General features: G+C 62.2%; 18 protein-coding genes and 1 tRNA gene. 8 read left to right on the top strand and 11 right to left on the bottom strand.

The window, feature by feature from the left end:
- Positions 1-53 precede the first annotated feature (53 nt).
- The 5 genes from HMPREF2808_RS11955 (at position 54) to HMPREF2808_RS11935 (ending at position 4,884) form a co-directional block, all read left to right on the top strand.
- The gene (locus tag HMPREF2808_RS11955) at positions 54-839 is read left to right on the top strand and encodes a (Fe-S)-binding protein (RefSeq protein ID WP_070525136.1); all 786 of its coding nucleotides are present in this window, start codon (positions 54-56) and stop codon (positions 837-839) included.
- Complete coding sequence (locus tag HMPREF2808_RS11950; protein WP_070525134.1) at positions 839-2,344, top strand: LutB/LldF family L-lactate oxidation iron-sulfur protein; 1,506 nt, start codon at positions 839-841, stop codon at positions 2,342-2,344. The genes HMPREF2808_RS11955 and HMPREF2808_RS11950 overlap by 1 nt, the downstream gene beginning before the upstream one ends.
- Positions 2,341-2,970, top strand: a complete 630-nt coding sequence (locus HMPREF2808_RS11945; protein WP_070624859.1) for a LutC/YkgG family protein — start codon at positions 2,341-2,343, stop codon at positions 2,968-2,970. Before HMPREF2808_RS11950 ends, HMPREF2808_RS11945 begins: the two co-directional genes overlap by 4 nt.
- Positions 2,971-3,074: 104 nt before the next feature.
- On the top strand, positions 3,075-4,673 hold the full coding sequence (locus HMPREF2808_RS11940) for an alpha/beta hydrolase (protein WP_070624857.1): 1,599 nt from the start codon (positions 3,075-3,077) through the stop codon (positions 4,671-4,673).
- Between the two features lie 137 nt (positions 4,674-4,810).
- A tRNA-Arg gene (locus tag HMPREF2808_RS11935) sits at positions 4,811-4,884 on the top strand.
- A 202-nt stretch (positions 4,885-5,086) separates the two neighbouring features.
- Here HMPREF2808_RS11935 and HMPREF2808_RS11930 read toward each other — a convergent pair.
- From HMPREF2808_RS11930 to HMPREF2808_RS11895, 8 genes are all read right to left on the bottom strand, one after another.
- Positions 5,087-5,527, bottom strand: a complete 441-nt coding sequence (locus HMPREF2808_RS11930; RefSeq protein WP_070624856.1) for a hypothetical protein — start codon at positions 5,525-5,527, stop codon at positions 5,087-5,089.
- Between the two features lie 308 nt (positions 5,528-5,835).
- Positions 5,836-6,042 carry a hypothetical protein gene (locus HMPREF2808_RS11925; protein WP_154737117.1) on the bottom strand — a complete coding sequence of 69 codons (207 nt, stop codon included), beginning with the start codon at positions 6,040-6,042 and terminating at the stop codon, positions 5,836-5,838.
- 182 nt (positions 6,043-6,224) lie between these two features.
- Positions 6,225-6,518, bottom strand: coding sequence for a molecular chaperone GrpE (locus HMPREF2808_RS11920; RefSeq protein WP_070624854.1), 294 nt, complete (start codon positions 6,516-6,518; stop codon positions 6,225-6,227).
- Between the two features lie 66 nt (positions 6,519-6,584).
- Positions 6,585-7,094 (bottom strand): MarR family winged helix-turn-helix transcriptional regulator, encoded by a 510-nt coding sequence (locus HMPREF2808_RS11915; RefSeq protein ID WP_070624853.1) that lies wholly within the window; start codon positions 7,092-7,094, stop codon positions 6,585-6,587.
- Between the two features lie 24 nt (positions 7,095-7,118).
- Positions 7,119-9,695 (bottom strand): AAA family ATPase, encoded by a 2,577-nt coding sequence (locus tag HMPREF2808_RS11910; protein WP_070624851.1) that lies wholly within the window; start codon positions 9,693-9,695, stop codon positions 7,119-7,121.
- Positions 9,696-9,697: 2 nt separating this feature from the next.
- The gene (locus HMPREF2808_RS11905; RefSeq protein WP_070624850.1) at positions 9,698-10,822 is read right to left on the bottom strand and encodes a metallophosphoesterase family protein; all 1,125 of its coding nucleotides are present in this window, start codon (positions 10,820-10,822) and stop codon (positions 9,698-9,700) included.
- A 62-nt stretch (positions 10,823-10,884) separates the two neighbouring features.
- Positions 10,885-11,718 carry an SWIM zinc finger family protein gene (locus HMPREF2808_RS11900; RefSeq protein WP_070624848.1) on the bottom strand — a complete coding sequence of 278 codons (834 nt, stop codon included), beginning with the start codon at positions 11,716-11,718 and terminating at the stop codon, positions 10,885-10,887.
- Positions 11,719-14,805, bottom strand: coding sequence for a DEAD/DEAH box helicase (locus tag HMPREF2808_RS11895; RefSeq protein ID WP_070624846.1), 3,087 nt, complete (start codon positions 14,803-14,805; stop codon positions 11,719-11,721). It abuts the gene before it with no gap.
- 242 nt (positions 14,806-15,047) lie between these two features.
- Here HMPREF2808_RS11895 and putP point away from each other — a divergent pair, with 242 nt between their 5' ends.
- The 3 genes from putP to HMPREF2808_RS11880 all read left to right on the top strand — a co-directional run bounded on the left by putP (position 15,048) and on the right by HMPREF2808_RS11880 (position 17,969).
- Entirely contained in the window at positions 15,048-16,610 is a 1,563-nt protein-coding gene (gene putP, locus HMPREF2808_RS11890; protein ID WP_070624844.1) for a sodium/proline symporter PutP, read from the top strand.
- A gap of 325 nt (positions 16,611-16,935) precedes the next feature.
- Complete coding sequence (locus HMPREF2808_RS11885; RefSeq protein WP_070624842.1) at positions 16,936-17,478, top strand: HNH endonuclease family protein; 543 nt, start codon at positions 16,936-16,938, stop codon at positions 17,476-17,478.
- Positions 17,479-17,525: 47 nt separating this feature from the next.
- Positions 17,526-17,969 carry a DUF2269 domain-containing protein gene (locus HMPREF2808_RS11880; protein WP_070531213.1) on the top strand — a complete coding sequence of 148 codons (444 nt, stop codon included), beginning with the start codon at positions 17,526-17,528 and terminating at the stop codon, positions 17,967-17,969.
- 112 nt (positions 17,970-18,081) lie between these two features.
- On the opposite strand, the gene HMPREF2808_RS11875 is transcribed toward HMPREF2808_RS11880, so the two are convergent.
- From HMPREF2808_RS11875 to HMPREF2808_RS11865, 3 genes are all read right to left on the bottom strand, one after another.
- Entirely contained in the window at positions 18,082-20,094 is a 2,013-nt protein-coding gene (locus tag HMPREF2808_RS11875; protein WP_070624840.1) for a DEAD/DEAH box helicase, read from the bottom strand.
- Between the two features lie 287 nt (positions 20,095-20,381).
- Positions 20,382-21,560 (bottom strand): imidazolonepropionase, encoded by a 1,179-nt coding sequence (hutI, locus tag HMPREF2808_RS11870; protein ID WP_070624838.1) that lies wholly within the window; start codon positions 21,558-21,560, stop codon positions 20,382-20,384.
- Positions 21,561-21,581: 21 nt separating this feature from the next.
- Positions 21,582-23,258, bottom strand: coding sequence for a urocanate hydratase (locus HMPREF2808_RS11865; RefSeq protein WP_070531219.1), 1,677 nt, complete (start codon positions 23,256-23,258; stop codon positions 21,582-21,584).
- Between the last annotated feature and the right edge of the window lie 170 nt (positions 23,259-23,428).

The raw sequence follows: 23,428 nt of genomic DNA, 5'->3' as shown, positions 1-23,428 counted from the left end.
CTGTGCACAGCACGGGACAAGCCACATGGAGGCAGATTAAGGAGCGCTCACAAATGCGAATAGCATTGTTTTCCACCTGCATCGGTGACTCACTTTTCCCCGATGCCCACAAGGCCACGGCCCTGATCCTCTCCCGCCTGGGCTACGACGTCGTCTTCCCCGAGGAACAGACTTGTTGCGGCCAGATGCACATCAACACCGGCTACCAGGAGCAGACCTTGGGCATGATCCGCACCTATGCGGACGCCTTCGCGGATCCCTCCATTGATTACGTGGTTTCTGCCTCCGGCTCCTGCGTGGGCGCCGTGCGCGAGCAGCACGAGATGATCGCAAACCGCTTCGGCACCTCCGCCGATGTGGACGGCGCCAAGAAGGCTGCCGGCAAGACCCTGGACTTGCCGGAGTTTCTTGTCGACGTCGCCGGTGTCACCAACGTCGGTGCCTTCTTCCCCCACCGCGTGACCTACCACCCTTCGTGCCACGGCCTGCGCTTCCTCAAACTGGGTGACCGCCCCTACCAGCTTCTTAAGGAGGTCGAAGGAATCGACCTCGTCCAGCTGCCTAATGCCGAAGAGTGCTGTGGTTTTGGCGGCACCTTCGCCCTCAAGAACGCCGAGGTTTCTGCAGCGATGGTCGGTGACAAGACCCGCCACATCCGTGAAACCGAGGCCGAATATATTACCGGCGGTGACTCCTCCTGCCTGATGAACATTGGAGGCGCTCTGGCTCGCCAGCGCTCCGGTGTTCGCGCTATCCACCTGGCGGAAATCCTCGCCTCCACCAAGGAACACCCGTGGACTCCCACCTCCGCGGCCTACTCCAAGGAGAAGATGCTCTAATGACTTCCTTCCTCGACACCACCCCTCCCCGCGCCCCAGAAGGCTACGGCAACCTGCGTGGTTCGAAGGCGTTCGTGCCGCTGGCACACGTTGGCCTCAATAACGCCACCCAGCGCCGCAACCTGCACCACGCCACCACCACCATTCGCAACAAGCGCCAGCACGCCGTGGACGAAACCCCGGACTGGGAGCAGCTGCGCGACGCCGGCTCCGCACTCAAGGATGACGTTGCTGTCCGCATGGGCGAGCTGCTGCTCCAGTTCGAAGAGCAGGTAACCAAGCGCGGCGGCATTGTCCACTGGGCACGCGATGCCAAGGAAGCCAACAAGATCATTGAGGGCCTTATCCGCGAAACCGGTGAGACCGACGTGGTCAAGATCAAGTCCATGGCCACCCAGGAAATCGCGCTCAACGAGCACCTGGAAGAGGTCGGTATCCACGCCCAGGAGACTGACCTGGCGGAGCTCATCGTCCAGCTGGGTGAGGATAAGCCTTCTCACATTCTGGTCCCGGCCATCCACCGCAACCGCGCGGAGATTCGGGACATCTTTGTCAACAAGATGCCGAACACCGATGACTCCCTCAAGGCCGAGCCGGCGGAGTTGGCTGAGGCTTCCCGTAGCTTCCTGCGCGAGCAGTTCATGAAGGCCAAGGTCGCCATCTCCGGCGCTAACTTTGGTGTGGCTGAGACCGGCACTATCAACATCGTGGAATCCGAGGGCAACGGCCGCATGTGCCTGACCCTGCCGGAGACCCTCATTACCGTGATGGGCATTGAGAAGCTGGTCCCGACCTTCCAGGACCTCGAGGTCTTCCTGCAGCTGCTGCCCCGCTCCTCCACCGCTGAGCGCATGAATCCGTACACCTCGATGTGGTCCGGCGTGACCGAAGGTGACGGCCCGCAAAACTTCCACATCGTGCTTCTGGACAATGGCCGCACCGCAGCCCTGTCCTCCCCCAAGGGCCACGAAGCACTCAAGTGCATTCGCTGCTCTGCCTGCCTGAACGTCTGCCCGGTCTACGAGCGCGCTGGCGGCCACGCCTATGGTTCGGTCTACCCCGGCCCGATCGGTATTTCTCTGACGCCGCAGCTGACTGGTATGAAGGACCACAATGATCCGTCGGCAAGCTTGCCCTACGCCTGCTCCCTGTGCGGCCGCTGCGACGAGGTGTGCCCGGTGCGCATTCCTCTCTCCCAGGTCATTCTGGAGAACCGCTATCAGAAGGTCACTAACGCCACCCCGCCGGTCGAAGAGAAGCTCTTCCAGGTCGTGGAGCTGGTGTGGAAGAACCCGAAGATTTGGAACCAGATCACCCACATGGTGGCGCTCGGCCGTGTCCTCGGTGGTTTCAACGGAGTCATCGACAAGCTACCGCTGTTCATGTCCGGTTGGTCCGAGGTACGCGATACCGCTGTTCCGCCGAAGAAGTCCTTCCGCCAATGGTTCAACTCTGACGAAGCTCAAGAACTCCTCGCCCAAGCCAAGAAGGAGGGCATCAAGTGACCACCGCCAAAGAGGAAATCCTCAACCGCATTGCCGCCGCCCAAAAGCAAGCCGGTTTGCCGGACCACGTAGACATCCCGCGCGAGTACCAGAAGGAAGGCACGCTCAACGAAGATGAGCTGCGCGAGATGCTGGTGGACCGCCTCGAAGACTACAAGGCTGATGTGCACGTCACCGATGAGTCCGGCCTGAACTCCACCCTCGTGGACATCCTCAAGGAGCGCGGCTGCTCGAACGTCGTTTACGCACCCGGCATGGACGCTGGGCTTCTCGACGGCTTCGAAGGCACCATCACCCCAGATGACAACGCCAAGGACCCGCGTGAGCTCGACGCTGTCGACGCCGTGGTGACCGAATCTCACGTCACCTCCGCGCAGACCGGCACCATCGTGCTCGAATCCAATGAGACCTGTGGCCGCCGCGCGCTGACCTTGGTGCCGGACCGTCACGTGTGCATCGTGCGCAAGGACCAGATTGTCTACGGTGTCCCGGAGATGGTCTCCCGCATGAACCCGGAGCGCCCGGCAACGTGGATCTCGGGCCCTTCCGCGACCTCGGATATCGAGCTCTCCCGCGTGGAAGGTGTCCACGGCCCGCGCGATCTCATTGTGGTGATTGTTAAGTAGTGAGGCTTTCGGGGGCACCCGCCCTGTATGAGAGCTCGGCTCACATCACCCCTGACGCATAGGATAAGGCTCGTACCAATTTACGATTTTAGGAGCCTTGTTCTATGCGTCTTTCTCGCGTTTTAGGTTCGGTTCTGGGCCCCGTAGCCATCGCTGCTGGGCTGGTAGCCGCACCCGCCGTTGCTCACGCCGACCAACCCGCCATCAACTGGGGCCCGTGCCCGGAAGGGGTCACCGAAGAGCGTGCCGAATGCGGCCACGTGACCGTGCCGACCTACCATAATGCTCCCGAGAAGGGCACTATCGACGTCGGCCTTATCCGGTTGAAGGCCACGGGCGAGCGCCAAGGCACTCTGTTCACCAACCCGGGCGGTCCAGGCGGTGACGCGTATAGCTGGGTCAACTTCGCTGCCTGGCCTGAGGAAGTCAAACAAGGATACGACATCATCGGCGTTCAACCGCGTGGTTTGCGCGATTCCGCACAGGTCAACTGCTCGTCAACTGAGGCGGGCGGAAACCCTCTGGAACAGCTGACAAAGATCGGCTCCATTACCCGCGACGACTGTGAGAAGAACACCCCGGGCTACACCGATTCCCTGACCACGGAGAACACCGCCAAGGACTGGGATGTTGTCCGCCAGGCACTCGGCGAGGAGAAGATCAACATCTTCGGCCTCTCCTACGGCTCCTTCTTGGGGTCCACGTACTCCACACTCTATCCGGAGCACACCGACAAGGTCGTGCTGGACTCCGGAATGAACCCCAACATGGCGTGGAACCAGATTTTCGCTTCTCAGCAGGCTGGTTATGAGAATGCTCTGCATGACTTCTTTAACTATGTAGCGAAGAACGACGCCACCTACCACGCCGGCACGACCCCGCTGAAGGCCTACGAGCGCTGGTCTCAGATTGTGGCCGCAGAGGCGGGCGTGCGCCCCACCGTGCTTCCTCCGAACGCGCAGATTGGTGACCTCCCACCGGGGCTCGAGTTTGCCGGCCAGCCCGGCGCCAATGTCATGACTGCGACCGGTGAGCTGCGCGTACAGGCAGAGCACCTCGCGGGCAAGGTCCAGAACCCGCAGGCTGTTCAGGCCACTTCGCCGACGCTCACCGCTACCCGTGACCTCCTTCCCCGCCCGGAGTCGTGGGACTCCCTAGCCAAGCACATTGGCGGCGTCGAAGCCATCAACTTTGAGGAGCAGGCCGCACAACAGGGCGAGCAGGACCCGCAGAAGGTCCAGCAAGAGATTCTCAACTCCATGAGCATGCAGAACATCATCATGTGCAATGAGAACACTGCGCCGACGGATCCGACCTTCATCCCGGCCTTCCTCTGGTCTAACTATGTCACGGTTGACCCGTTCTCACTGTTCAACGCGATGTATGCCTCCGGCGCCGGTTGCTCCGGCCGCGCACCGATCACTACCCCGATTGCCGTTTCTGGTGACAAGCTGCAGACCAAGCCACTGCAGCTGCAGGCTACCGGTGACCCGCAGACCCCGTATGCCTTCTACCGCGGCCTGTCTGACCCAATGCAGTCCCGCGTGGTGACCGTCCACGGCCCGGGTCACGGCCACTTCGCGGTGGGCAACAAGGCTGTTGACCAGATTGTGGTTGACTACCTGCGCACTGGTGACGTCCACACCGCGGATGCCCCGGGCTTCTTTGACCAGCCCCAGGCTCAGGAGCAGCCCGCCCAGTAGTAGGAACGGCGGGAACCATGAAGGAGTGGCTGTCCTAGCACTCCTTCTTTCCCGCCTCACCCCCATCGGCGCTAGGCCAATTACTGCGCTCTAGCCTTTATAGGTTAGAATCGCATCGTTGGCATTTCGCCAGCAATGCCCTTGTAGCTCAGCGGATTAGAGCATCGGTTTCCGGTACCGAAGGTCGCAGGTTCGATCCCTGTCAGGGGCACTTTTTCATGCCCGCCTATCGCGAATCGGCCAGTACGCCCCGGCCCATTTTTTACGACGCCACGTTTGCGGGTGGGCGGCTTGTCTCATTTTGCATCTCCCCAGACCTGAAACCCGCAACCTGCAGGTGGGCGTCGCCTAGCGCTTACCAACGCCCCACCACCCACCAGGAGGTTTCGGGATCGAGGTCTGGGGATATGGAACTATCGCAAGCGCGCCTCTACATCCTCGACCACTTGCTTTGGATTCTTCGCCGAGGCAACAAGAGCGTTTGAGCCGTACTCGAAGCGCACCGTCGGCCCAGAGACGATATAGGCTGGTGCGCCATCGACGATGCGCGGGCCCGCACCTTCTTTAAGCCCCGTCTCCGGACCGATACTCACCCCGGTGATCTCGCGCAGGGGAATTCTCTTTGTGAAAACGCCAAAGACGGACACCGCAACCTCGCCATCGTTGACGACGATCTTCACCCGCATCAGAAGGCAGGCCACGGTTGCAATGATGACCAGGGCACCAAATAGGATTGCTGCCCACGTGGAATCAATCATCGTGGGCACCACCGCTGCCACAACGGCAAGGCCAACGACTATTCCCATCCACAGGAGCGGACCGTTGAGATAGCGAATGTAGATGCGAGAGTCCATGGAGTTCAGGCTATCGGATTAACGCTCTCCCGGACGAATACGCCCTTCGCGCTCACCGAAAGGACGGGCGGCGGCTGATCATGGAACGACGGTGAGCGCGAAGGGCGTAGGAGTCATCACGCCTCGAGACATCGCACTCGGAGATTAATTCTCAGGCTTAGCAGTGGCTCAAGCCGCCTGATGGATCCACGGCACGAGTTAGAGAGATGAGCCTGGTGATAAAGAGGAAGCCCCAGCAGACAAATCTGCTGGGGCTTAAAGTCAAGCTTTTCTCCCCCCGCCAGGCGGCAGCGAGGGAGCGAACCAGGTTACTGGGTGATGTACTGGTTGACGATCGGCTGGGTGATGTCCAAGGTGCCGTGCTCGATGTAGTACATGCCGAACATCATGGCGCCCAGCATCACCACGGAGAGAAGCATGGAGGGAATCCACTGAACGAAGACGGATACCCAGCCGTCAGCCTTGTCACGTGCAGCTGCTTCGCGCTGTTCCTGAGCCAAATCGCGCTCGACCATTATGTTTTGTCCTTTCACTTAGCTCCCCTAGCCAGATGGCGCTCTCGCTCAAGCTGCCTCTGAAAAGCGCGGGGATGCTCGCCCTTTAACACAGAGTATCTTAGCAGTTTAAACAGAGCCGCCCGTAGTTAAACCCAGTAAATCTAGCCGCCATCCACCTTTAGGATGACACCGACTGTGGGCTAGACCCCAGGGTCTTCGTTGTTGTTGAGCGCTTCGACGAATCCCTCGCGGTCTTGGAACATACGCTCAATATCCTCATCCGCGCCGATAATCCACAGCTGCGAGGCGTCATCGAAGGTCAGCGCGCCCTCTGGGTGCTGCTCGAGGGCCGCCTCAAGCGCGGTGGCTTGTTCCTCGGAGAGCTCATCCAGATCATCGACCGGGCCGACTTGGGTGCTGAGCTCTTTCAGCGGAGTAATGCCGTACGTAGCGTACTGGCGCTCGGGATGCTCAAACAGTTCTTGTCCCATCATGGTGCGGACAGATCACCTCCAGGTGAGTAAACGGTCGAAAACTAACACTACCCGTACGAAGCACAACTAGTCGGTGTGAATACCCAAGCGCTCATCCGGCACGAAGCCGTCATATCCCGGAAGGTTGTCTTCTGAAAGGACGCCCTCGCAGAAACGCAGGACCGCCGGAGCGTCGGCAGGATCGAGGTGATCAAAAACCATGCGGCGCACGGACTCGACGTGCTCAGGTACCGCCGCCTCAAGGCGCTCCCGGCCGGACTTCGTCATGACGACCTCCACGCCACGCGCATCGCCCGCACATTTTTCCTTGCGCACCAAACCCCGTTTTTCCATACGGGTGATTTGGTGGGAGGCGCGGGAGCGGTCCCACTCCAACTCCGTGCATAAGTCGCGCAGGCGCCGCGTGTGCTCGGGTGCTTCCGAAAGAGAAACAAGCACCGAAAACTCCGCGGCTGAGATATCGCCGCAGGCCAACAGGGTTTCCTCCATACCGCGATTGATCTTGCGAATGCTAGCTAGAATGTGGCGCCACAGGTCCTGTTCGCTTTCGGTGAGCCATCGAGTGTCCGCTGTCATGGCTCATACCCTACACTCCGGGACTTAGGCCCTTGTAAGTTTCTCCATATCTAGCTCCATGCGCCCAGGCACCCAGGAATAGCGCTGCGGCATACAGGTCAGCACGATGACCTGAGTGCTTTTCCCTGCCTTACTAAACAGCGCCGCCATGAGCTGAAGGCGCTGGGAGTCCGTGGAACCCAACGCATCATCGATCAGTACAGGCACCGGTTCATCGGACACCAGCTGAGCTATGGCGAAGCGCGTCAGGATGCTCAACTGCTCTTTGGCACCGCCAGAGAGCGCGTCAAAAGACACGGTCTCACCGTCGCGGCTGCGAGCTTCGACCTTGAGCTCTTCCGACAGCTCGAAGTCCACATCCCCACCGAAGACTGTTCGCGCCAAGCTATTGAGCGCTGTGACAAACGGCGCGGCATAGCGCTGGCGCGCGGCGTCACGGTGGCGCAGCATGAGTGTGCGCAGATAACGCGCAGCCTCCGCGCGACGCTCGATAGCGGCGTGGCGCTCACGAGCAACCTCGAGCTCGGCGGCGGCTTTCTCCGCATCCTCAGCCGCACCGGAATGCATATCGATGAGTCCCCGGAACTCGCGCATGTCACCGACCGCTGCATTCACCGCTGCCTTCAGGGAATCCACGTGTGTACGCGCTCCCTTGGCAAGATGCTCGGCGGTGTCCACGTCTACCGCGTACATCTCCGCCAGCACTGCTCTTTCTTCCTGCAGCTTGGCCTGTGCTGCCTCGATAGCCGTGGTCACGTCGGCATCACTGAGTTGAGCACGGGCGGCCTCCACGGCTGCGGCCTTGGCATCACGCTGCGTGATTGCCTCCTCCGCGCGCACGGTGGCTACCTCTAATGCCGCGCCAGCCTTGTTTTCACGGTAGGGAGCCACAGCGCGGTCGAGCTCATCGAGCTTCCTGCGTAGTTCCTCTTCCTCTCGCTCCACCACGTCCAGCTCTCGCGGCGCCGCGTCGTCCTCGGAAAGACCAGGTGTGTCCTCAGCCTCTTCTGCGCCGGCCTCAAAACGCGCACGCAGTTCACCGAGGTCCTCCCCTCCCAACGCGGCAGCCAGTTCGCGCGCCGCGGAACCCGCGGCGGATGCGAGTTCGGTGTGTTTCTCGTGAGCGGCACGGGCCGACTCGAGGTCTTCGCACCCGGCATCCTCCAGCAGGCGCGCGAGCTCAGCGCGAGCCTTCTCCACGCCTTCCTCACCGCTTTCGCCGGCACCTGCGGCATAGCGGGCGGTGACCTCGCCTACCTGAAGGGTCGTGCCCTCACGCAACTCGACTGCAAGTTCTTCACCGCTCTCCAGAGAGCGTTCCTCGCCATCGACGGCGACGGAGCCCTTCCCGGAAAAGTACAGCTTGGCAGCAGCCGCCGCTCGCAGGCGCTCCTGGACAGTGACCTCACGAGCCGCCTCTTCCAGTGCTTTCAAGTTTGGCACGTCTGGAGCGGCAGCCAGCTCACGACGGCGCGACGCCAAGGTCTCTTCCAGCTTGGTCAAGGCTTCGAGGCGGGTGCCCAAGGCCTCGCGTTCTGCGCGCCGTTGCGCGCGGCGGGCGCGCTGGCGCTCCTCGCGCACGGCCTCGTAGCGCTCATGAACCTCGGCGCGTTCTTCTTCCAGCTTCGTGCGGGCGGCGGACTCTTCCTCGGCGCGCTCGCAGGCTTCGCTAACCGCAGTTGCGGCACGCTCGGCCGCCTCAACCGCTGCGGAGTGCTCAGCAATCACAGCCTTGCGCCGCGCCGATTCCTCCTCCGCGCGCGTCACAGCTTCCGCTGCCCGGGTCACTGCTGCCTCCTGCGCGGTGACCTTCTCCTGGGCGGCCCGGGCGGCGACTAGTTCGCCGTCACGGCGCTCGCACTCTTCTACGGCCTCCGGCAAAGCCGCTTCGGCCTCGGACTTCTTCAGCTCGGCGGCTTCATAGCGCTCCACCACACCGTCGAGCTCTCGTAGCGCGGACTCAGCCTTCGCGTGCTCCTCCTCCGCCTCTGACAGCGTGGCGATCGCGGCCTTATAGTCTCCCGCCGGCTTATCCGTCTTCGCGGTGAAATACTCCTTGTACTCCGCCTCGATGCGCGTGAGCAGCTCGGAGTCTTCCGCCACGGCATTCGCCCCGGTCTGCTCCTCTAGCGCCGCAGTAAGGGAAGGAATGCCCACGGCGGCGATGCCCTCGTGGCTATCGTCTTGGCGGACGAAGAGGGCGTCGACTAGCGCGCGGTCCATATGCTCACTGAGAATGCGCTCGAGCTCCCCATCCGCTTCCGCACCAGTCCACTGGCCCGGGCGCGGGGAGAACACATGCAGCTCCGAGGTGCGCTTCTTCACCCACCGCTTGTGGATGCGGAAATGATAGGGCCCCACGGTGGCCTCCAGCGTGACCTCGGGACCCACATCGCGGCCGGCGGGCTGCAGCGCCCTCACTGCCTTAGAGTTGGCGGTGTGTTTTTGCGTCAGCACAAAATCAATAGACTCCACCAATGTGGATTTGCCAGCCTCGTTCGGCCCGCCGATGACCACCACACCGGTTTCTGGAAGGTCCTTGACCTCCAGGTGATCCACGCCCCGGACATTATTGAGTTCAACAGAATGTAGCTGCATCATTATTAAGCTCCCTTCGCGCTGAGGCGGAACAGCAGGTTGGCGGCGTCGCGGGCGGTGGGATCATCTAGGTCCTCGAGCAGCTCCGCCAGGGCATCAGCGGCATAACCGCTCAAACTCAACTCGCTGAGCTCTTCTTCGGAGGGCGCCAGATGCAGATCCATCGTCCTCTCGCGCGGCTTGAGGGAGGCGAAGACCTCCTCCAGCTCAGCCAGCCCCTGCTCCAGACGAGCCTGCGCGCTCAGGCCCACGGTGCCACGCAGGCTGTATTTCACCGCGGTGCGGATCTTCTCCGGCACGGCGTCTAGCTCCGCAAGAAAAGCCTCGACCTCCTCCAGTGAGTTAACGTCCGCATCAATCGCCCGGAAGTCCCAGCGACCGACGCAGTGCTTGGCGACGTCCACCCGATCCCCCTCAACGGTCACCACCAAGGCATTGCCCGAATCGCGCTCCCTATCGTCGAAGGCCGTAGTCTCCGGGCTGCCGGAGAACCACACCTTGCCGGTACGGCCCAGCGATTCCGTGGAGTGCGTATCCCCCAAGGCCAGATAATCAATAACGCCTTTATCCAGGCACTCCTCCACGAAGGAGAGGTCGATAGTATCAGCGTCCGAGTCCTCGCCCTCGCCCGCGCGGGACTCCACCTGGCCATGCCCCACCGCGATGCGAACCGTGCCCTCATCGGCAGGCTGCAGCGGCTCCAGCGCGCGGCGCACCAGGTCATAATTAGCCCGCTTGGACAGGTAGGGAGCGCCGACGATTTCCACGCCTGGGCGCACCTCGATGGGCTCTGAATCCGCGATGACGTGCACGTTATCCGCGAAGGAGTTGAAGAAGATGGAATCCGCCACGAGCGGATCGTGGTTGCCGGGCAGCAGGTAGACCGGCACTGGCAGGCGCTTGAACATGTCCTTGGCGCGCAGCAGCGTGGATTTGTTCAAGGAGTTGTGCTCAAACACATCACCGGCCACGACGATGAACTCCGCCCCCGTCTCGGTGGCCAACTCCCCGAGCCGCAGGACCGCTGCTTCGCGGTCATCATCAAAGCGCGACTGCGCGGCGGGACTTAAAAACCAGCGTGTCATTCCCAGCTGGAAATCTGAGGTGTGGATGAACGTAACCGCGGCCATGCAAACTCCCTACAACGTGGTCCAGGGCTGGCGCTTGAGCCTCTCCCCTGGGGTGGCAATGTCTAGTGCGTCAGATGATAGTAAAGGTCCTCGACATCGGAGACGGCCCGAAGCAAATCTATGTTCGTATGGCTGACAGACCTCATGGCCTTGCGCAGCAACTCCGGGTCGGAATCATCGACGGCGGGAGCGGTTTTCGGCTCCGGCAGGGGCGGCAATTCTCGCCCCTCCCAGAACAATGCATTGCGCTCCTCGGCCGAGATTTCAGAGGCCGCGGAAGCGGAATAAGAATCCTCCGAGGCCGACTTGGCCTGCTCCATGACCGCTTGCTCTAGGCGCGCAAAATCGAGGCCGCGCAGAGCGAAGATGACGGACGGGTCAGCATCCATGCGCGCGGCCAGGCGGTCCGCCACTGCCACGACGTGCTTGCACACGTACTCCGGGTCGGGGCAGGTGCACGAGAAACGGAGGTCGTCGGGGTATTCGGCGATGAGGATGTCGAGGGAGGCGTCGGCAAGCATGCCCTCCCTAGCCTTCGCCACGGAGTTGGGGGTGCGCGCGAACATCTCCGACAGCCGCCCGATGTCCTCGTTGTTGCGGTAAGGCACCTGGATGAGCACCGCGAAAGGTTCATTCTGAGAGCCCGCAACCTTGCCGTGCACAGCACCATTGCGCACATCGAGGCCCACGACATGGCCCTCCGTGGCGTACTGGCGCCCGCGGCGAATGCGGCCGGAATCCGTTTGCTGGTTGACAAAGTTGAGCAGGCGCGTGGCCGCCGGTTGCATGGTGTGCACGCGGTCGACGCGGTTGACCTCTTCCGGCGTGCTCACGCGCTTGCGGGTGCCGAAGTTGGCGTAGATGACGTTATTGTCTTCAGGATTCTTCGGTGCCACTTACTTCTCCTGCTCCCTATAGCTCATGAGATCCGCCAGCTGCTCGGGGCTCAGTTCGGTGAGCCAGCCCTCGCCCTCTCCCACGACGGCACCGGCCAGCTGTGTCTTGCCGTCGAGGATGTCCTGGATGGATTCCTCCAAGGTACCGGCGGTAATCATCTTGTACACCTGCACATTGCGCTGCTGGCCGATGCGGAAGGCGCGGTCCGTGGCCTGGTTCTCCACAGCCGGATTCCACCAGCGGTCCATGTGCACGACAATCGACGCCGCCGTGAGGTTCAGCCCCGTACCACCCGCCTTGAGCGAGAGCAGCATGACGGGCGCCCCGTTATCGGCCTGGAATTCCTCCACCATCTGATCGCGCCGGTTTTTGCTGACCCCGCCATGGAGGAAGGGAATCTCGCAGCCCAGTTGTTCAGAGAGGTAGGGCTGGAGAACGTCGCCGAAGGCCTTGTACTGGGTGAAGATCAGAACGCGCTCCTGAGATTCGATGGCCTGGTCGATGATCCGCATGAGCTCCTCCACCTTGCCGGAGCGGTGCTTGCCCTTGATGGTGACGGGGCTACCATCGGCCAAGAAGTGCGCCGGGTGGTTGCAGATCTGCTTAATGCGTGTCAGCGATGCCAAAATGAGGCCGCGGCGCGAGATGCCCTCTTTCTTCTTCGCCAGGGCCTGCTCCACGTCATTGACCAGGGCCTTGTAGAGTGCTGCCTGCTCATCGGTCATGCGCACTGTGATGATCTGCTCGGACTTCTCTGGCAGGTCATCGATGATATTCGGGTCCGTCTTGAGGCGGCGCAGGATGAACGGGCCTGTGAGCAGGCGCAGGCGCTCCGCCATGACATCGCTGCCCTCGCGCTCGATGGCCTTGGCAAAGTGGTTGCGGAAAAAGGAGGCGGAGCCCAAGATTCCCGGGTTGCAATAGTCCAGGATGGAGCGCATCTCTGACAGGCGGTTCTCAATCGGCGTGCCGGTCAGCGCCACGCGGTGACGTGACGGGATGGCGCGCACCGCCTTGGAGGAGCGCGTGGAGGCGTTCTTGATCGCCTGAGCCTCATCGAGGACCACGCGGTCCCACTCCACATTGCTCAAGGTCAAAAAGTCACGGCTGACCGTGCCATAGGAGGTAATGACGATATCGGCCTCCTGAGCTGCGCTGACCAATTCCTCGCCCTTCAGGCGCCCAGTGCCGTGTTGCACCATGACCTTAAAGTCCGGTACGAAGCGCGTAGCTTCCCTAGCCCAGTTGCCCACCACGGAAGTCGGCGCGACGACGAGGGTGGGCTTCCAGGCTTCAGCCTCCCCATCTTCCTTGTCCGGCGCGTCCTCGTGGGCAGCCTTTTCCACCGCCAGCAAAGACAGCAGCTGCAGGGTCTTGCCCAAACCCATGTCATCTGCCAGCACCGCGCCGATGTTGTTGCGGGACATCCAGTACAGCCAGTCGACGCCTCGGCGCTGGTACTCGCGCAGCTCGGCATGGACCGTATCGGGGATCTCCACGCGGTCAGGTGCCGTACTATCCAGCCCGCCGAGCAGCGAGGTATGCCACTCGGATCCGGTGAAGGCCACGGGGTCCTCCGCCATGGACTTCAAGGCCATCTCGCGCAGGTCTGCAAGCGTTACCGCTTCTTCTTGCTCACCCTCATTGAATTCCTTGCGGCGGCGCTCCACCTCGGCCACCAATTCTTCCCAGCCGGGCTGTTCCAGCTGGCGCGCCATCTCTGCGGTAGCGGCGAGTTGCTCCAACTCCTTCAGGGCGCGCTTTCGTGCGGTATCGGCCAACTCGCGCATGTACTGCGAGATCTTGTTCAAGGCCTGGGTATCCGCCATGACCCACTCGCCGCGCAAACGAATCAGCCCGGACTTAGAAGTGATGAGCTCTTGCATTTCGGCGTCGGTAAGCTGCGTGTCACCCACCGAGAGCTTCCAGTCATAGCTGAACAGCTTCTCCATACCAATGTGCGCCTTGGTGGCAGCATCGGCCGGATCACGGACCTCCGTGGTTTCCAGCTTGGCCTTGGTCTCCATATGGGACCAAGACTTGGGCAGCAGCACGGTGAAACCGGCCTTGCGCAGGGCAGCGGCGTCGTGGGTAACAAAATCGACGAGCTGCTCGGTGGTCAGGTAGACGTCCCAGTCCCCCGCATTCCGGCTCGCCGGGGCGGAGTTGTACTTCAGCCGCGGAGCCACGTCGAAGGCATGGCGGCGGGCCTCACGCAGCTTCTCGACGCTCCCCCGATCCAACTGGTCCTGCCGCACCGGCAGCGGCGAATCCGTACCGGAGCGCACCAGCAGGCGAATGGGCCACGCTGCATCCTCGACGGAGTCAGTACTATTTGGCGGCTCCTCCACGAGGAAGACGAGCTGCAGGTCAACGGAGGTAATGGAATCTTTCCACTCATTGAGCCCACGCAGCAGCTGGGCGCGCCCCTTCTTGACCGGCGCGGTTTTCAGCAAGGCCTGCGCGAATTCATGCCAGGGCGCGGCGCGTGGGGCATCGATCTGCGGGCGCAATTGGGTATAGGCAATCCAGTGCGTAAGCTCATCGGCCAAATCATCCGAAAGCGCCCGGTTATTAATGGAGAGGATGCCGGGCGCAGAAGCCAGCATTTCCGCCAGCCAGCTGCGCTCGCCCAGACCGGATGCCAGCTGCCACATCGGGTACCACTCGCCTGCTTGATAGGACAGGCGGATGGTCACGCGGCCGGCGCGGACGAAACGGTACAGGCCGCGATAGGCGCGGATGAGCCACAGGAGGTCCGGCGCAATAGCTGCACGCTGTTCCGCCGAAACCGCCTGGCTGTCTGTATCGAGGTATTCCAGTTTGGCCAGCGTCTCCACTGCCTCATCCGGGGCGAACATCGCCATGGGCACCATGAGGGAGACATCTTTGCCCTTCGGTGTGCGGAGGGAGACGCGCGCTCGGTTGCGGAAGGTCTTCTTGCTCAGGATGGTATCAACCACATCCGGAAAGGTTCCCTCCGGGACTGCTGAGGGCATGACGATCTTGTGCCCTTCGACCTGTTCGATCCATAGACTCAGGCCGGAGACGGGCAGCCAGAGGCCATGCAGCAGGTAAGAAGCCATAGGGGCCAGTTTAGCAGCACACCTTTGTGGGGAAAGGGTTGCAGAAAGTTCCCGATTCCTGCCCAAATACGCAATTGTTACAGTCTCGTTACATAACGGCGTAACACCAGTAAGACCGTGCATTAAGCTGTGACCAAGGTAACCAAATACTGGTCAATCAGCCAATTTTCAGTTGGGTAGGACCTTTTGCCTCGTTAGCGTGGATGAGTCCTATTCTTAATCTCAATCTCAAGGAGAGATCAGTGCAAGACTCCACTTGGTATGTCGTTGCGATGATCATCTACCTGCTTGCCATGGCCGCCATTGGCTTCTGGAGCTACAAGCAGACGGATGAGTACGACGACTACGTTCTCGCCGGCCGCGGCCTTCACCCGTTCGTAGCCGCCCTATCCGCCGGCGCCTCCGATATGTCCGGCTGGCTGCTTATGGGCCTGCCCGGCGCTTTGTTCCTGACCGGTATGTCTGAGCTATGGATGGCCATCGGCCTTCTCATCGGTGCTTGGGCCAACTGGAAGTGGGTCGCGCCGCGTCTGCGCTCCTACTCCGAGATCGCCGGCAATTCAATTACCGTTCCCTCCTTCTTTGAGAACCGCCTGCACGATAAGTCGCGCCTGCTGCGCATTATCGCTGCGGCAATCATTATCTTCTTCTTTACCTTCTACGTCTCCTCCGGCATGGTGGCCGGCGGCCGCTACTTCGAGTCCAGCTTCGGCGGTGACTACATGGTCGGCATGCTCGTCGTGGCTGCCGTGACGGTCTTCTATACCTTCGTCGGCGGCTTCCTCGCGGTGTCCTACACCGATACCGTCCAGGGCCTGCTCATGTTCGCCTCTCTCATCATCGTGCCGATCATGGTGCTCTTCTCCTTGGACAACCCGGGCGAGATTTTCAGCTTCGCCGCTGAGAACCCGTACGCCACCGGCGGTGTAATTGAGAACCCCGATTACTTCTCCTTGTTCTCCGGCGTTTCCGCCGCGGTCATCATCGGCAACCTGGCCTGGGGCTTGGGCTACTTTGGCCAGCCGCACATCATCGTGCGCTTCATGGCGCTGCGCAAGCCTTCCGACGCCCGCGCGGGCCGCTTCTACGGTGTCAGCTGGATGGGTATCTCCCTCATCGGCGCTATTTTCGTCGCGCTCTCCGGCACGGTCTTCTTCACTGAGACCAGCCACTCCATCACTGACCAAGAGAACTACGAGACCATCTTCCTGGACATGGCACAGGTCATGTTCCACCCGCTCTTCGCAGGTCTGGTCCTGACCGCCGTTCTGGCGGCCATCATGTCCACGATGTCCTCCCAGATGCTCGTGGTCTCCACCTCCCTCATTGAGGATCTCTACCTCATCTTCGCTAAGAAGAAGCCGCGCCAAGAGGTTCTCATCAACCTGTCCCGCACCGCCGTCGTGGCCATCGCCGTCATCGCTGCTGTGCTGGCCATTAACCCGTCGGATTCGATTCTGGGTCTGGTCGGCTTCGCCTGGGCCGGCTTCGGCTCCGCCTTTGGCCCGCTGGTGCTGCTGTCGCTGTACTGGAAGCGCCTCAACTCCACCGGCGCCATCGCCGGCATGATCACCGGTGCTGTCGTTGCGATTGGCTGGGGCATGAGCCCGCTGGGCGATACCCTCTACGAGCTGGTACCGGGCTTCATCTCCGCTCTGCTCGTGACTGTCGGCGTTTCGCTGGCCACCAAGGCTCCGGATGAGAAGGTCACCCAGGAGTTCGAGGAGGCAACCCGCCTGGCCAAGCTCGTTGAGAAGAACGATGACTTGGACTTCGAGGAGGCAGCGGAGCAGGTTCAGAAGTAGGCCTCTCCCCTTCTCCCCCTCACGCGCGAACCCCGCTCCAGCAGTCCAGTTGCTGCTGTGGCGGGGTTTCGCTTGTGATTGGATCGGATGGCTCTACATGGTCGCTACTCAAAAGGCATTTCTCAAAAGGCATTTCCCAAAAGGTGCCTTTGCTTCGAGAACGCCGTGTCCGAGCCTCTAAAAGGTGTCTTTGCCCCAAAGAAACCTTCTTACTGATGCCTTCTGGGAAATGCCTTTTGACTGCATCCATGTAGCCCTCCCTGTGCGCTCACAGGCTTCCTGCTCATACGGGAACCGCGAACACCCCCGCGCAGTCTAAAAGTCCATGAACCTGCGCACGGCCTATATAGGCTTCCTTTCCGTCGCAACCGTTGCCTACGCCGGCTATCATCTCGTCCCCGGACCTGATCTGGGCGTGGCAACCGTGCCCGCGCGCGTGCAGGTCCCCGGCTATGAACGGGAAGACTTCGGCGGATGGGCACCTGGAACACGGGACAACGTCAAGGCCGCGCAGACTATCGACGGGGTCCTCTACGATCCCTATGCCCGCGCGCCCGCGCCGGACCGCGTGGAAGTTGACCACGTCTTCCCGCTCGCGGCGGCCTGGGACCTTGGGGCATCAGTGTGGCCGCCGGATAAGAAGATGGCCTTTGCTAACGATCCGCTCAACCTCGTCGCCACCGCCCGCAACCTCAACCAGGCCAAGTCCGATTCTCTGCCGGCCGATTGGCTCCCGCCCGCCGACCGTTGCGACTACTCGCAGCGGCTTGCCGCAGTGGCCCGCAAATACCAACTACCGCTGCCCTCCCGCGACTACGTAGTCATGCGCCACCAGTGTCGATTCGATTTCATCTCACCGCGCCGTTAGACTCTCGCAGGGAAAAGCCCCGTACAGAAAGGTATAAGCACCCTCCCATGACTAGCTTGCTCATCTTCCTCCACGCCTTCACCGCTATTTTGTTGGTCGGTACTGTGTGTATCTCCACCTCCGCCTTCCCCGGCCAGCTGGCAAAGGCGGCCTCCGGTGATGCTTCTGCGGCTGGTGCCGCCGGTGTCCTCAACAAGATCACCTCGACGTATGGCTATATCTCCGCTATTGTTCCGGTCATTGGTCTAGCTGTCTTCCTTACTGACCTCAATACCTACAAGTCCCAGGTCCAGTTCCACATCGCCCTTCTTCTGGCTGTCATCGCCTGGGTTATCCTGCTCGTCGTGGTCATCCCGAAGCAGAACCAGGCCATGTCCGCGATTGCTGCCCCGGGCAGCGCCGATGTGGCCAAGCTAAAGAAGCAGCTGGCTATGTTCTCCGGCATCTTCAACCTGCTGTGGGTTGTGTGCGCCATCCTGATGTACGTCTAATCCTTCGGGTCTAGGCCCCAATAGCGAAAACCTCCCAAGCTCGCACGATGCGTGAACGAGTTTGGGAGGTTTTCTTGTGTTGCTCTAACGCCGCTGCGGCGCCGAGCGGAGGCTAGTCGCGCCAGCCGCCGCGGCGTCCACCACGATCACGGCCGCGTCCACCGCGGTCACGGTCACGGTATCCGCCACGATCACCGCGTCCACCACGTCCTCGCCCGCCGTAACCGCCGCGGCCGCGGTCATCGTCGAAGTTCCGGCGCGGCGGGCGTCCGGTATCCTTCTGAATCTTGATGAGCTGGCCGGAAATGCGGGTGTCCTTGAGACGGTCCAGCACCGCCGGGTCCAGGTGCTTCGGCAGGTCCACCAGGGTGTGGCCCACGGCGATGGTGATGCGGCCGAAGTCCTTGGAGGTCAGGCCACCTTCGTTGGCCAACGCACCCACAATGGCGCCGGGGCGCACGCCTTGGCGCTTGCCGACGTCCAGCCGGTACGTCTCAAAGTCCCCGTCCGGGCGGCGCGGGCCGCGGTCACGGCCCCTATCGCGGTCACGGCCACCACGATCACGGTCGCGGTCGCGCCCGCGGCCGTCGCGCTCAAAGCGATCGCGCTCGCGGCGGTCCTTCTTGGACACCGGGCGCTCCTTGAGCAGGAAGTCCGTTCCGCCCTGCAGCTGCACAGCCAGGGAGGCCGCGATGTCATCCATCGCCACGTTCTCTGCCGCAGAGTATTCGCGCACCATGTCGCGGAAGAAGTCGAACTGCTTGTCCTGCTGGGAGGCGCCGATGGCCGCGAAGAACTTCTCCTTGCGCTTGGCATTGACCTCATCCGCGGTCGGGAGATCCATCTCCTCCAAGCGGGCGTTGGTCACGCGCTCGATGGAGCGCAGCATGCGGCGCTCACGCGGGGTGACGAACAGGATGGCCTCGCCAGTGCGGCCAGCACGGCCGGTACGGCCAATGCGGTGCACGTAGGACTCGGTGTCATTCGGGATGTCGTAGTTGACCACGTGAGTAATGCGGTCGACGTCGAGGCCGCGGGCAGCAACGTCGGTAGCCACCAAGATGTCCAGGCGGCCATCCTTGAGCTGATCGACGGTACGCTCACGCTGCTGCTGCGCGATATCGCCGTTAATGGCAGCGGCGTTGTAGCCGGCCTCCTTGAGGCTGTCGGCCACGTCTTCGGTCGCATGCTTCGTGCGGCAGAAGACGATGATGGCGTCGTAGTCAATGACCTCGAGGATGCGCGTGAAGGCATCCATCTTGTGGCGGTGCGGTGTTAGGAGGAAGCGCTGCGTGATGTTGTCGTTGGTGCGGCGCTCCGACTTCACCGTGATTTCGGCAGGGTTGTTGAGGTACTGCTTGGACAGGCGGCGGATGGAGTTCGGCATCGTGGCCGAGAAGAGTGCGACCTGCTTGTCCTCTGGGGTGTCCTCAAGAATGCGCTCAACGTCTTCCTGGAAGCCCATGTTGAGCATCTCGTCTGCCTCATCGAGGACGAGGAAGCGCAACTGGGAGATATCCAGGGAGCCCTTCTCCAGGTGGTCGATGACACGGCCCGGGGTGCCGACGATGATCTGGGCACCACGGCGCAGCCCGGAGAGCTGGATGCCATAGGCCTGGCCGCCGTAGATGGGCAGGACTTCGATGCGGCCAAGGTGGTCCGCGAAGGATTGGAAGGAGTCCGCAACCTGGAGGGCCAGCTCGCGCGTAGGCGCAAGGACAAGGGCCTGCGGATAGCGGGCTTCTGTATCGATCTGGGAGAGCACCGGCAGCGCGAAGGCTGCGGTTTTACCCGTACCCGTCTGGGCGAGGCCGACGACGTCGCGGCCCTCCATGAGGATCGGGATGGTTTCTTCCTGAATCGGGGATGGCTTGGTAAAGCCCACCTTGGACACGGCTTCCTGAACGTCATCGGGAAGGCCGAGGTGTGCAAAACCCTGGGAGTTGTCGTTGGCTGAAACTTCTTCAGCGCCGGTGTCCTCAGGGTTATTCGCAGCCCCGGTGTCCTGGTTCGACACCTGCGAAGCGTCCAATGCTTCGCCACCTTGCGAGTTTTCCTGAGATTCCGACTTATTGAATTCTTCCGGCTCGTTGACGCCGCCGGTGGCGTTATCGGTAATGCTCATTGCTCAAACCAGAGTACGGCACTGCGGTGAGATTAGCTATTTCTCCCCACGACCTGTCTCTTCCCGACGCGGCACCCCGGCACCTCGAACTTCAGCCAAGGCCCTTTAACTCAGCCCCCTTTGACCCAGCCCTTTGAATCACACTTAGTCCCCGTCCGCGAAGGCCCGAAAAGACCGAAGGTACCAAACCCAAAGGCACCATTTGCGGCTTCCGAAATCTAAAACCCCACGTCAATACATGTCGGTTTCTTTATAAGGTGCCCCTCAAATGGTGCCTTTGCCCCGGCCTAGACTTCGCGGCCACCCACGAAGGTCTTCCAGGCCATCGGCATGCCCGGGCGGTAGGCCAAGTGGATAGCGCTCGGGGCATCGAGGACATGGAGGTCCGCGGCAGCACCGACCACCAGCGAGCCCTTGGCCGGACGGCCCTGCGCATCCTTGCCCTCGCCAACATTCTGGCGGCGCAGCGCGGTGGCACCGCCCAGCGTGCCGGCAGCGATGGCCTCATCAAGCGTGAGGTACTGCTGAAGCACGGCCGTGGTCACGCAGAAGTTCATCGAGGAGGTGTAGGACGTGCCCGGGTTGAGGTTGGAGGCGATGGCGACGGTCGCGCCGGCGTCGATAAGCTTGCGTCCCGGTGCCAGCGGCTCACGCGTGGACAGGTCGCAGGCAGGCAGCAAGGTGGCCACCGTATCCGAAGACGCCAGTGCCTCAACATCGGCATCGCTGAGGTAGTTGACGTGGTCCACGGAGGCAGCACCCAGCTCCACCGCGAGTGCTACGCCTGGCCCCTCGCCCAGCTGGTTGCCGTGCACGCGCACGCCCAATCCGCGGGCCTTACCGGCCTCGAGCACGCGGCGCGACTGATCCTCGTCGAATGCACCGCGCTCGCAGAAGACGTCAATCCACTGCACGTGCTCGGCCACCCCATCGAGCATGGGGCCGACCACCTCGTCGAGGTAGGTCTCGGCCTCTGCTCCCGGCGGCACGAGGTGCGCGCCAAGGAAGGTCACGTCATCGACGTGGCGGGCCGCCACGCGAGCGGCCTCAACCTCGGAGGCGGTGTTGAGGCCGTAGCCTGTCTTCGTCTCCAGCGTCGTCGTTCCCCCGCGGCGGGCGGCGGCGATGCGCTCCACCAGAAGCTTTTCCAGGCGCTCCTCCCCCGCCGAACGGGTCGCGTCCATGGTCACGGCGATGCCACCGGCCTGGTAGGACTCGCCCGCCATGCGAGCTTCGAACTCGGCGGAGCGGTCGCCGTCGAAGATCATGTGGGTATGGGAATCCACCCAGCCCGGCAGAACTGCGCGCCCGCCAAGGTCGACCTTCTCGTCCGCGGCTGGCGCCTCGGAGGCCGGTCCGATCCAGGCGATGGTGCCGTCGGTGTTGGCGATGAGGGAGGCGTCGGCAAGCGTGCCTGCCTCCGACACCGTGCGCAGCTCTGAAATTCCAGTAAACAGGGTGGACATGATCTTCTTTTCCTCTCGTGTCTAGTCGCGGGCCTTGAATTCCATCGGGATACGCACGCCGCGCTCGTCGGCGACTTCCTTGGCGCGAGTGTAACCGGAATCCACGTGGCGGATAACGCCCATGCCCGGGTCGTTGGTGAGCACCGCGCGCAGCTTGGCGGCGGCCAGCTCGGTGCCATCGGCGACGGTGACCTGGCCCGCGTGAATGGAGCGGCCCATGCCTACGCCACCGCCGTGGTGGATGGACACCCAGGTGGCACCGGAGGAGACAGCCGTCATGGCGTTGAGCAGCGGCCAGTCAGCCACGGCATCGGTGCCATCGAGCATTGCCTCGGTCTCGCGGTACGGGGAGGCCACGGAGCCGGAGTCCAGGTGATCGCGGCCAATGACGATCGGGGCCTTGATCTTGCCTTCCTTGACCAAGTCATTGAAGAGCAGGCCAGCCTTGTGGCGCTCGTTGTAGCCCAGCCAGCAAATACGTGCCGGCAGGCCCTCGAATTCCACGTACTCCTCAGCGGCATCAAGCCAGTTGTGCAGATGCTCGTTGTCCGGGAAGAGCTCCTTGAGCGCCTGGTCGGTGACCTTGATGTCCTCCGGGTCGCCGGAGAGCGCTGCCCAGCGGAAGGGGCCGAGACCCTCGCAGAAGAGCGGGCGGATGTAGGCCGGGACGAAGCCCGGGAACTCGAAGGCGCGCTGGTAGCCGGCCTTGCGGGCCTCGTCGCGGATGGAGTTGCCGTAGTCGAAGACCTCGGCGCCCTCGTCCTGGAATTCCACCATGGCCTGAACCTGGGCGGCCATGGCCTCGCGGGCCTTCTTCGTGAAGGTGGTCGGATCCGCCTTGGCCTCGTTGTGCCAATCCTCGACGGTGATTTCGGTGGGCAGGTAGCTCAGCGGGTCGTGCGCGGAGGTCTGGTCCGTAACGATGTCCACGGTGAACTCGCCCGCACGCTGGCGGCGCAGCACCTCTGGGAAGACCTCGGCGGCATTGCCCACCAGACCCACGGACAGCGGCTTCTTGTTCTCCTTGGCGTCGAGCACCAGCTTCAGCGCCTCATCCAGGTCGGTGACGACCTCATCGAGGTAGCGCTTGGACTGGCGGCGCTTCAGGCGGGTCTCGTCAACATCAACGATGAGGCAGGCGCCGCCGTTCAAAGTAACGGACAGCGGCTGCGCGCCGCCCATGCCACCGCAGCCACCGGTCAGGGTGAAGGTGCCGGCGAGCGTGCCGTTGAAGCGCTTCTTGGCCACGGCCGCGAAGGTCTCAAAAGTCCCCTGCAGGATGCCCTGGGTAGCGATGTAGATCCAGGAGCCGGCCGTCATCTGGCCGTACATCATCAGGCCCTCGTCCTCGAGCTTGCGGAAGTGCTCCCAGTTGGCCCAGTCACCGACCAGATTAGAGTTGGCAATGAGCACGCGCGGCGCCCACTCGTTGGTCTTCCAAATACCCACCGGCTTGCCGGACTGCACCAGCAGGGTCTCATCGGATTCGAGGTCCTTGAGGGACTCCACGATGGCATCGAAGGCTTCCCAGCTGCGGGCGGCACGGCCGGTGCCACCGTAGACCACGAGGTCCTCGGGGCGCTCGGCAACCTCGGGGTCGAGGTTGTTCATGAGCATGCGCAGCGGGGCTTCGGTCTGCCAAGACTTGGCGTTCAGTTCGGTTCCGCGCGGGGCGCGTACTTCGCGGGGTTCAGACATGACTTCCTTTCGCTCGTGCTTTTCGACGCCTTCCCAAGCCCCAGGCCGGTTTCCCGGGGCTGTCCCTAGAGGCTTGGTCGGCGTCACACAGGACAAGTTACTGTGACGCAGCACCATGAGCCAGGACACTTTTGGCCTAGCTGTCTCAGATACAAGACTGTCGCACGACC

Source organism: Corynebacterium sp. HMSC078A10 (assembly GCF_001811565.1).
In the GTDB taxonomy this organism is placed as follows: Bacteria; Actinomycetota; Actinomycetes; order Mycobacteriales; family Mycobacteriaceae; genus Corynebacterium; species Corynebacterium hesseae.
The sequence above is the reverse complement of the archived record's forward strand: the minus strand, read 5'-3'. Positions and strand labels throughout refer to the sequence as shown.

Excerpts from the sequence above, each read along its gene's own strand:
- HMPREF2808_RS11895 (WP_070624846.1), bottom strand. The coding sequence starts at position 14,805 with ATGGCTTCTTACCTGCTGCATGGCCTCTGGCTGCCCGTCTCCGGCCTG.
- HMPREF2808_RS11905 (WP_070624850.1), bottom strand. The coding sequence starts at position 10,822 with ATGGCCGCGGTTACGTTCATCCACACCTCAGATTTCCAGCTGGGAATG.
- HMPREF2808_RS11950 (WP_070525134.1), top strand. The coding sequence starts at position 839 with ATGACTTCCTTCCTCGACACCACCCCTCCCCGCGCCCCAGAAGGCTAC.
- hutI (WP_070624838.1), bottom strand. The coding sequence starts at position 21,560 with ATGTCCACCCTGTTTACTGGAATTTCAGAGCTGCGCACGGTGTCGGAG.
- HMPREF2808_RS11910 (WP_070624851.1), bottom strand. The coding sequence starts at position 9,695 with ATGATGCAGCTACATTCTGTTGAACTCAATAATGTCCGGGGCGTGGAT.
- HMPREF2808_RS11920 (WP_070624854.1), bottom strand. The coding sequence starts at position 6,518 with ATGATGGGACAAGAACTGTTTGAGCATCCCGAGCGCCAGTACGCTACG.
- HMPREF2808_RS11955 (WP_070525136.1), top strand. The coding sequence starts at position 54 with ATGCGAATAGCATTGTTTTCCACCTGCATCGGTGACTCACTTTTCCCC.
- HMPREF2808_RS11940 (WP_070624857.1), top strand. The coding sequence starts at position 3,075 with ATGCGTCTTTCTCGCGTTTTAGGTTCGGTTCTGGGCCCCGTAGCCATC.
- HMPREF2808_RS11930 (WP_070624856.1), bottom strand. The coding sequence starts at position 5,527 with ATGGACTCTCGCATCTACATTCGCTATCTCAACGGTCCGCTCCTGTGG.
- HMPREF2808_RS11925 (WP_154737117.1), bottom strand. The coding sequence starts at position 6,042 with ATGGTCGAGCGCGATTTGGCTCAGGAACAGCGCGAAGCAGCTGCACGT.
- HMPREF2808_RS11865 (WP_070531219.1), bottom strand. The coding sequence starts at position 23,258 with ATGTCTGAACCCCGCGAAGTACGCGCCCCGCGCGGAACCGAACTGAAC.
- HMPREF2808_RS11885 (WP_070624842.1), top strand. The coding sequence starts at position 16,936 with ATGAACCTGCGCACGGCCTATATAGGCTTCCTTTCCGTCGCAACCGTT.
- HMPREF2808_RS11915 (WP_070624853.1), bottom strand. The coding sequence starts at position 7,094 with ATGACAGCGGACACTCGATGGCTCACCGAAAGCGAACAGGACCTGTGG.
- HMPREF2808_RS11875 (WP_070624840.1), bottom strand. The coding sequence starts at position 20,094 with ATGAGCATTACCGATAACGCCACCGGCGGCGTCAACGAGCCGGAAGAA.
- HMPREF2808_RS11880 (WP_070531213.1), top strand. The coding sequence starts at position 17,526 with ATGACTAGCTTGCTCATCTTCCTCCACGCCTTCACCGCTATTTTGTTG.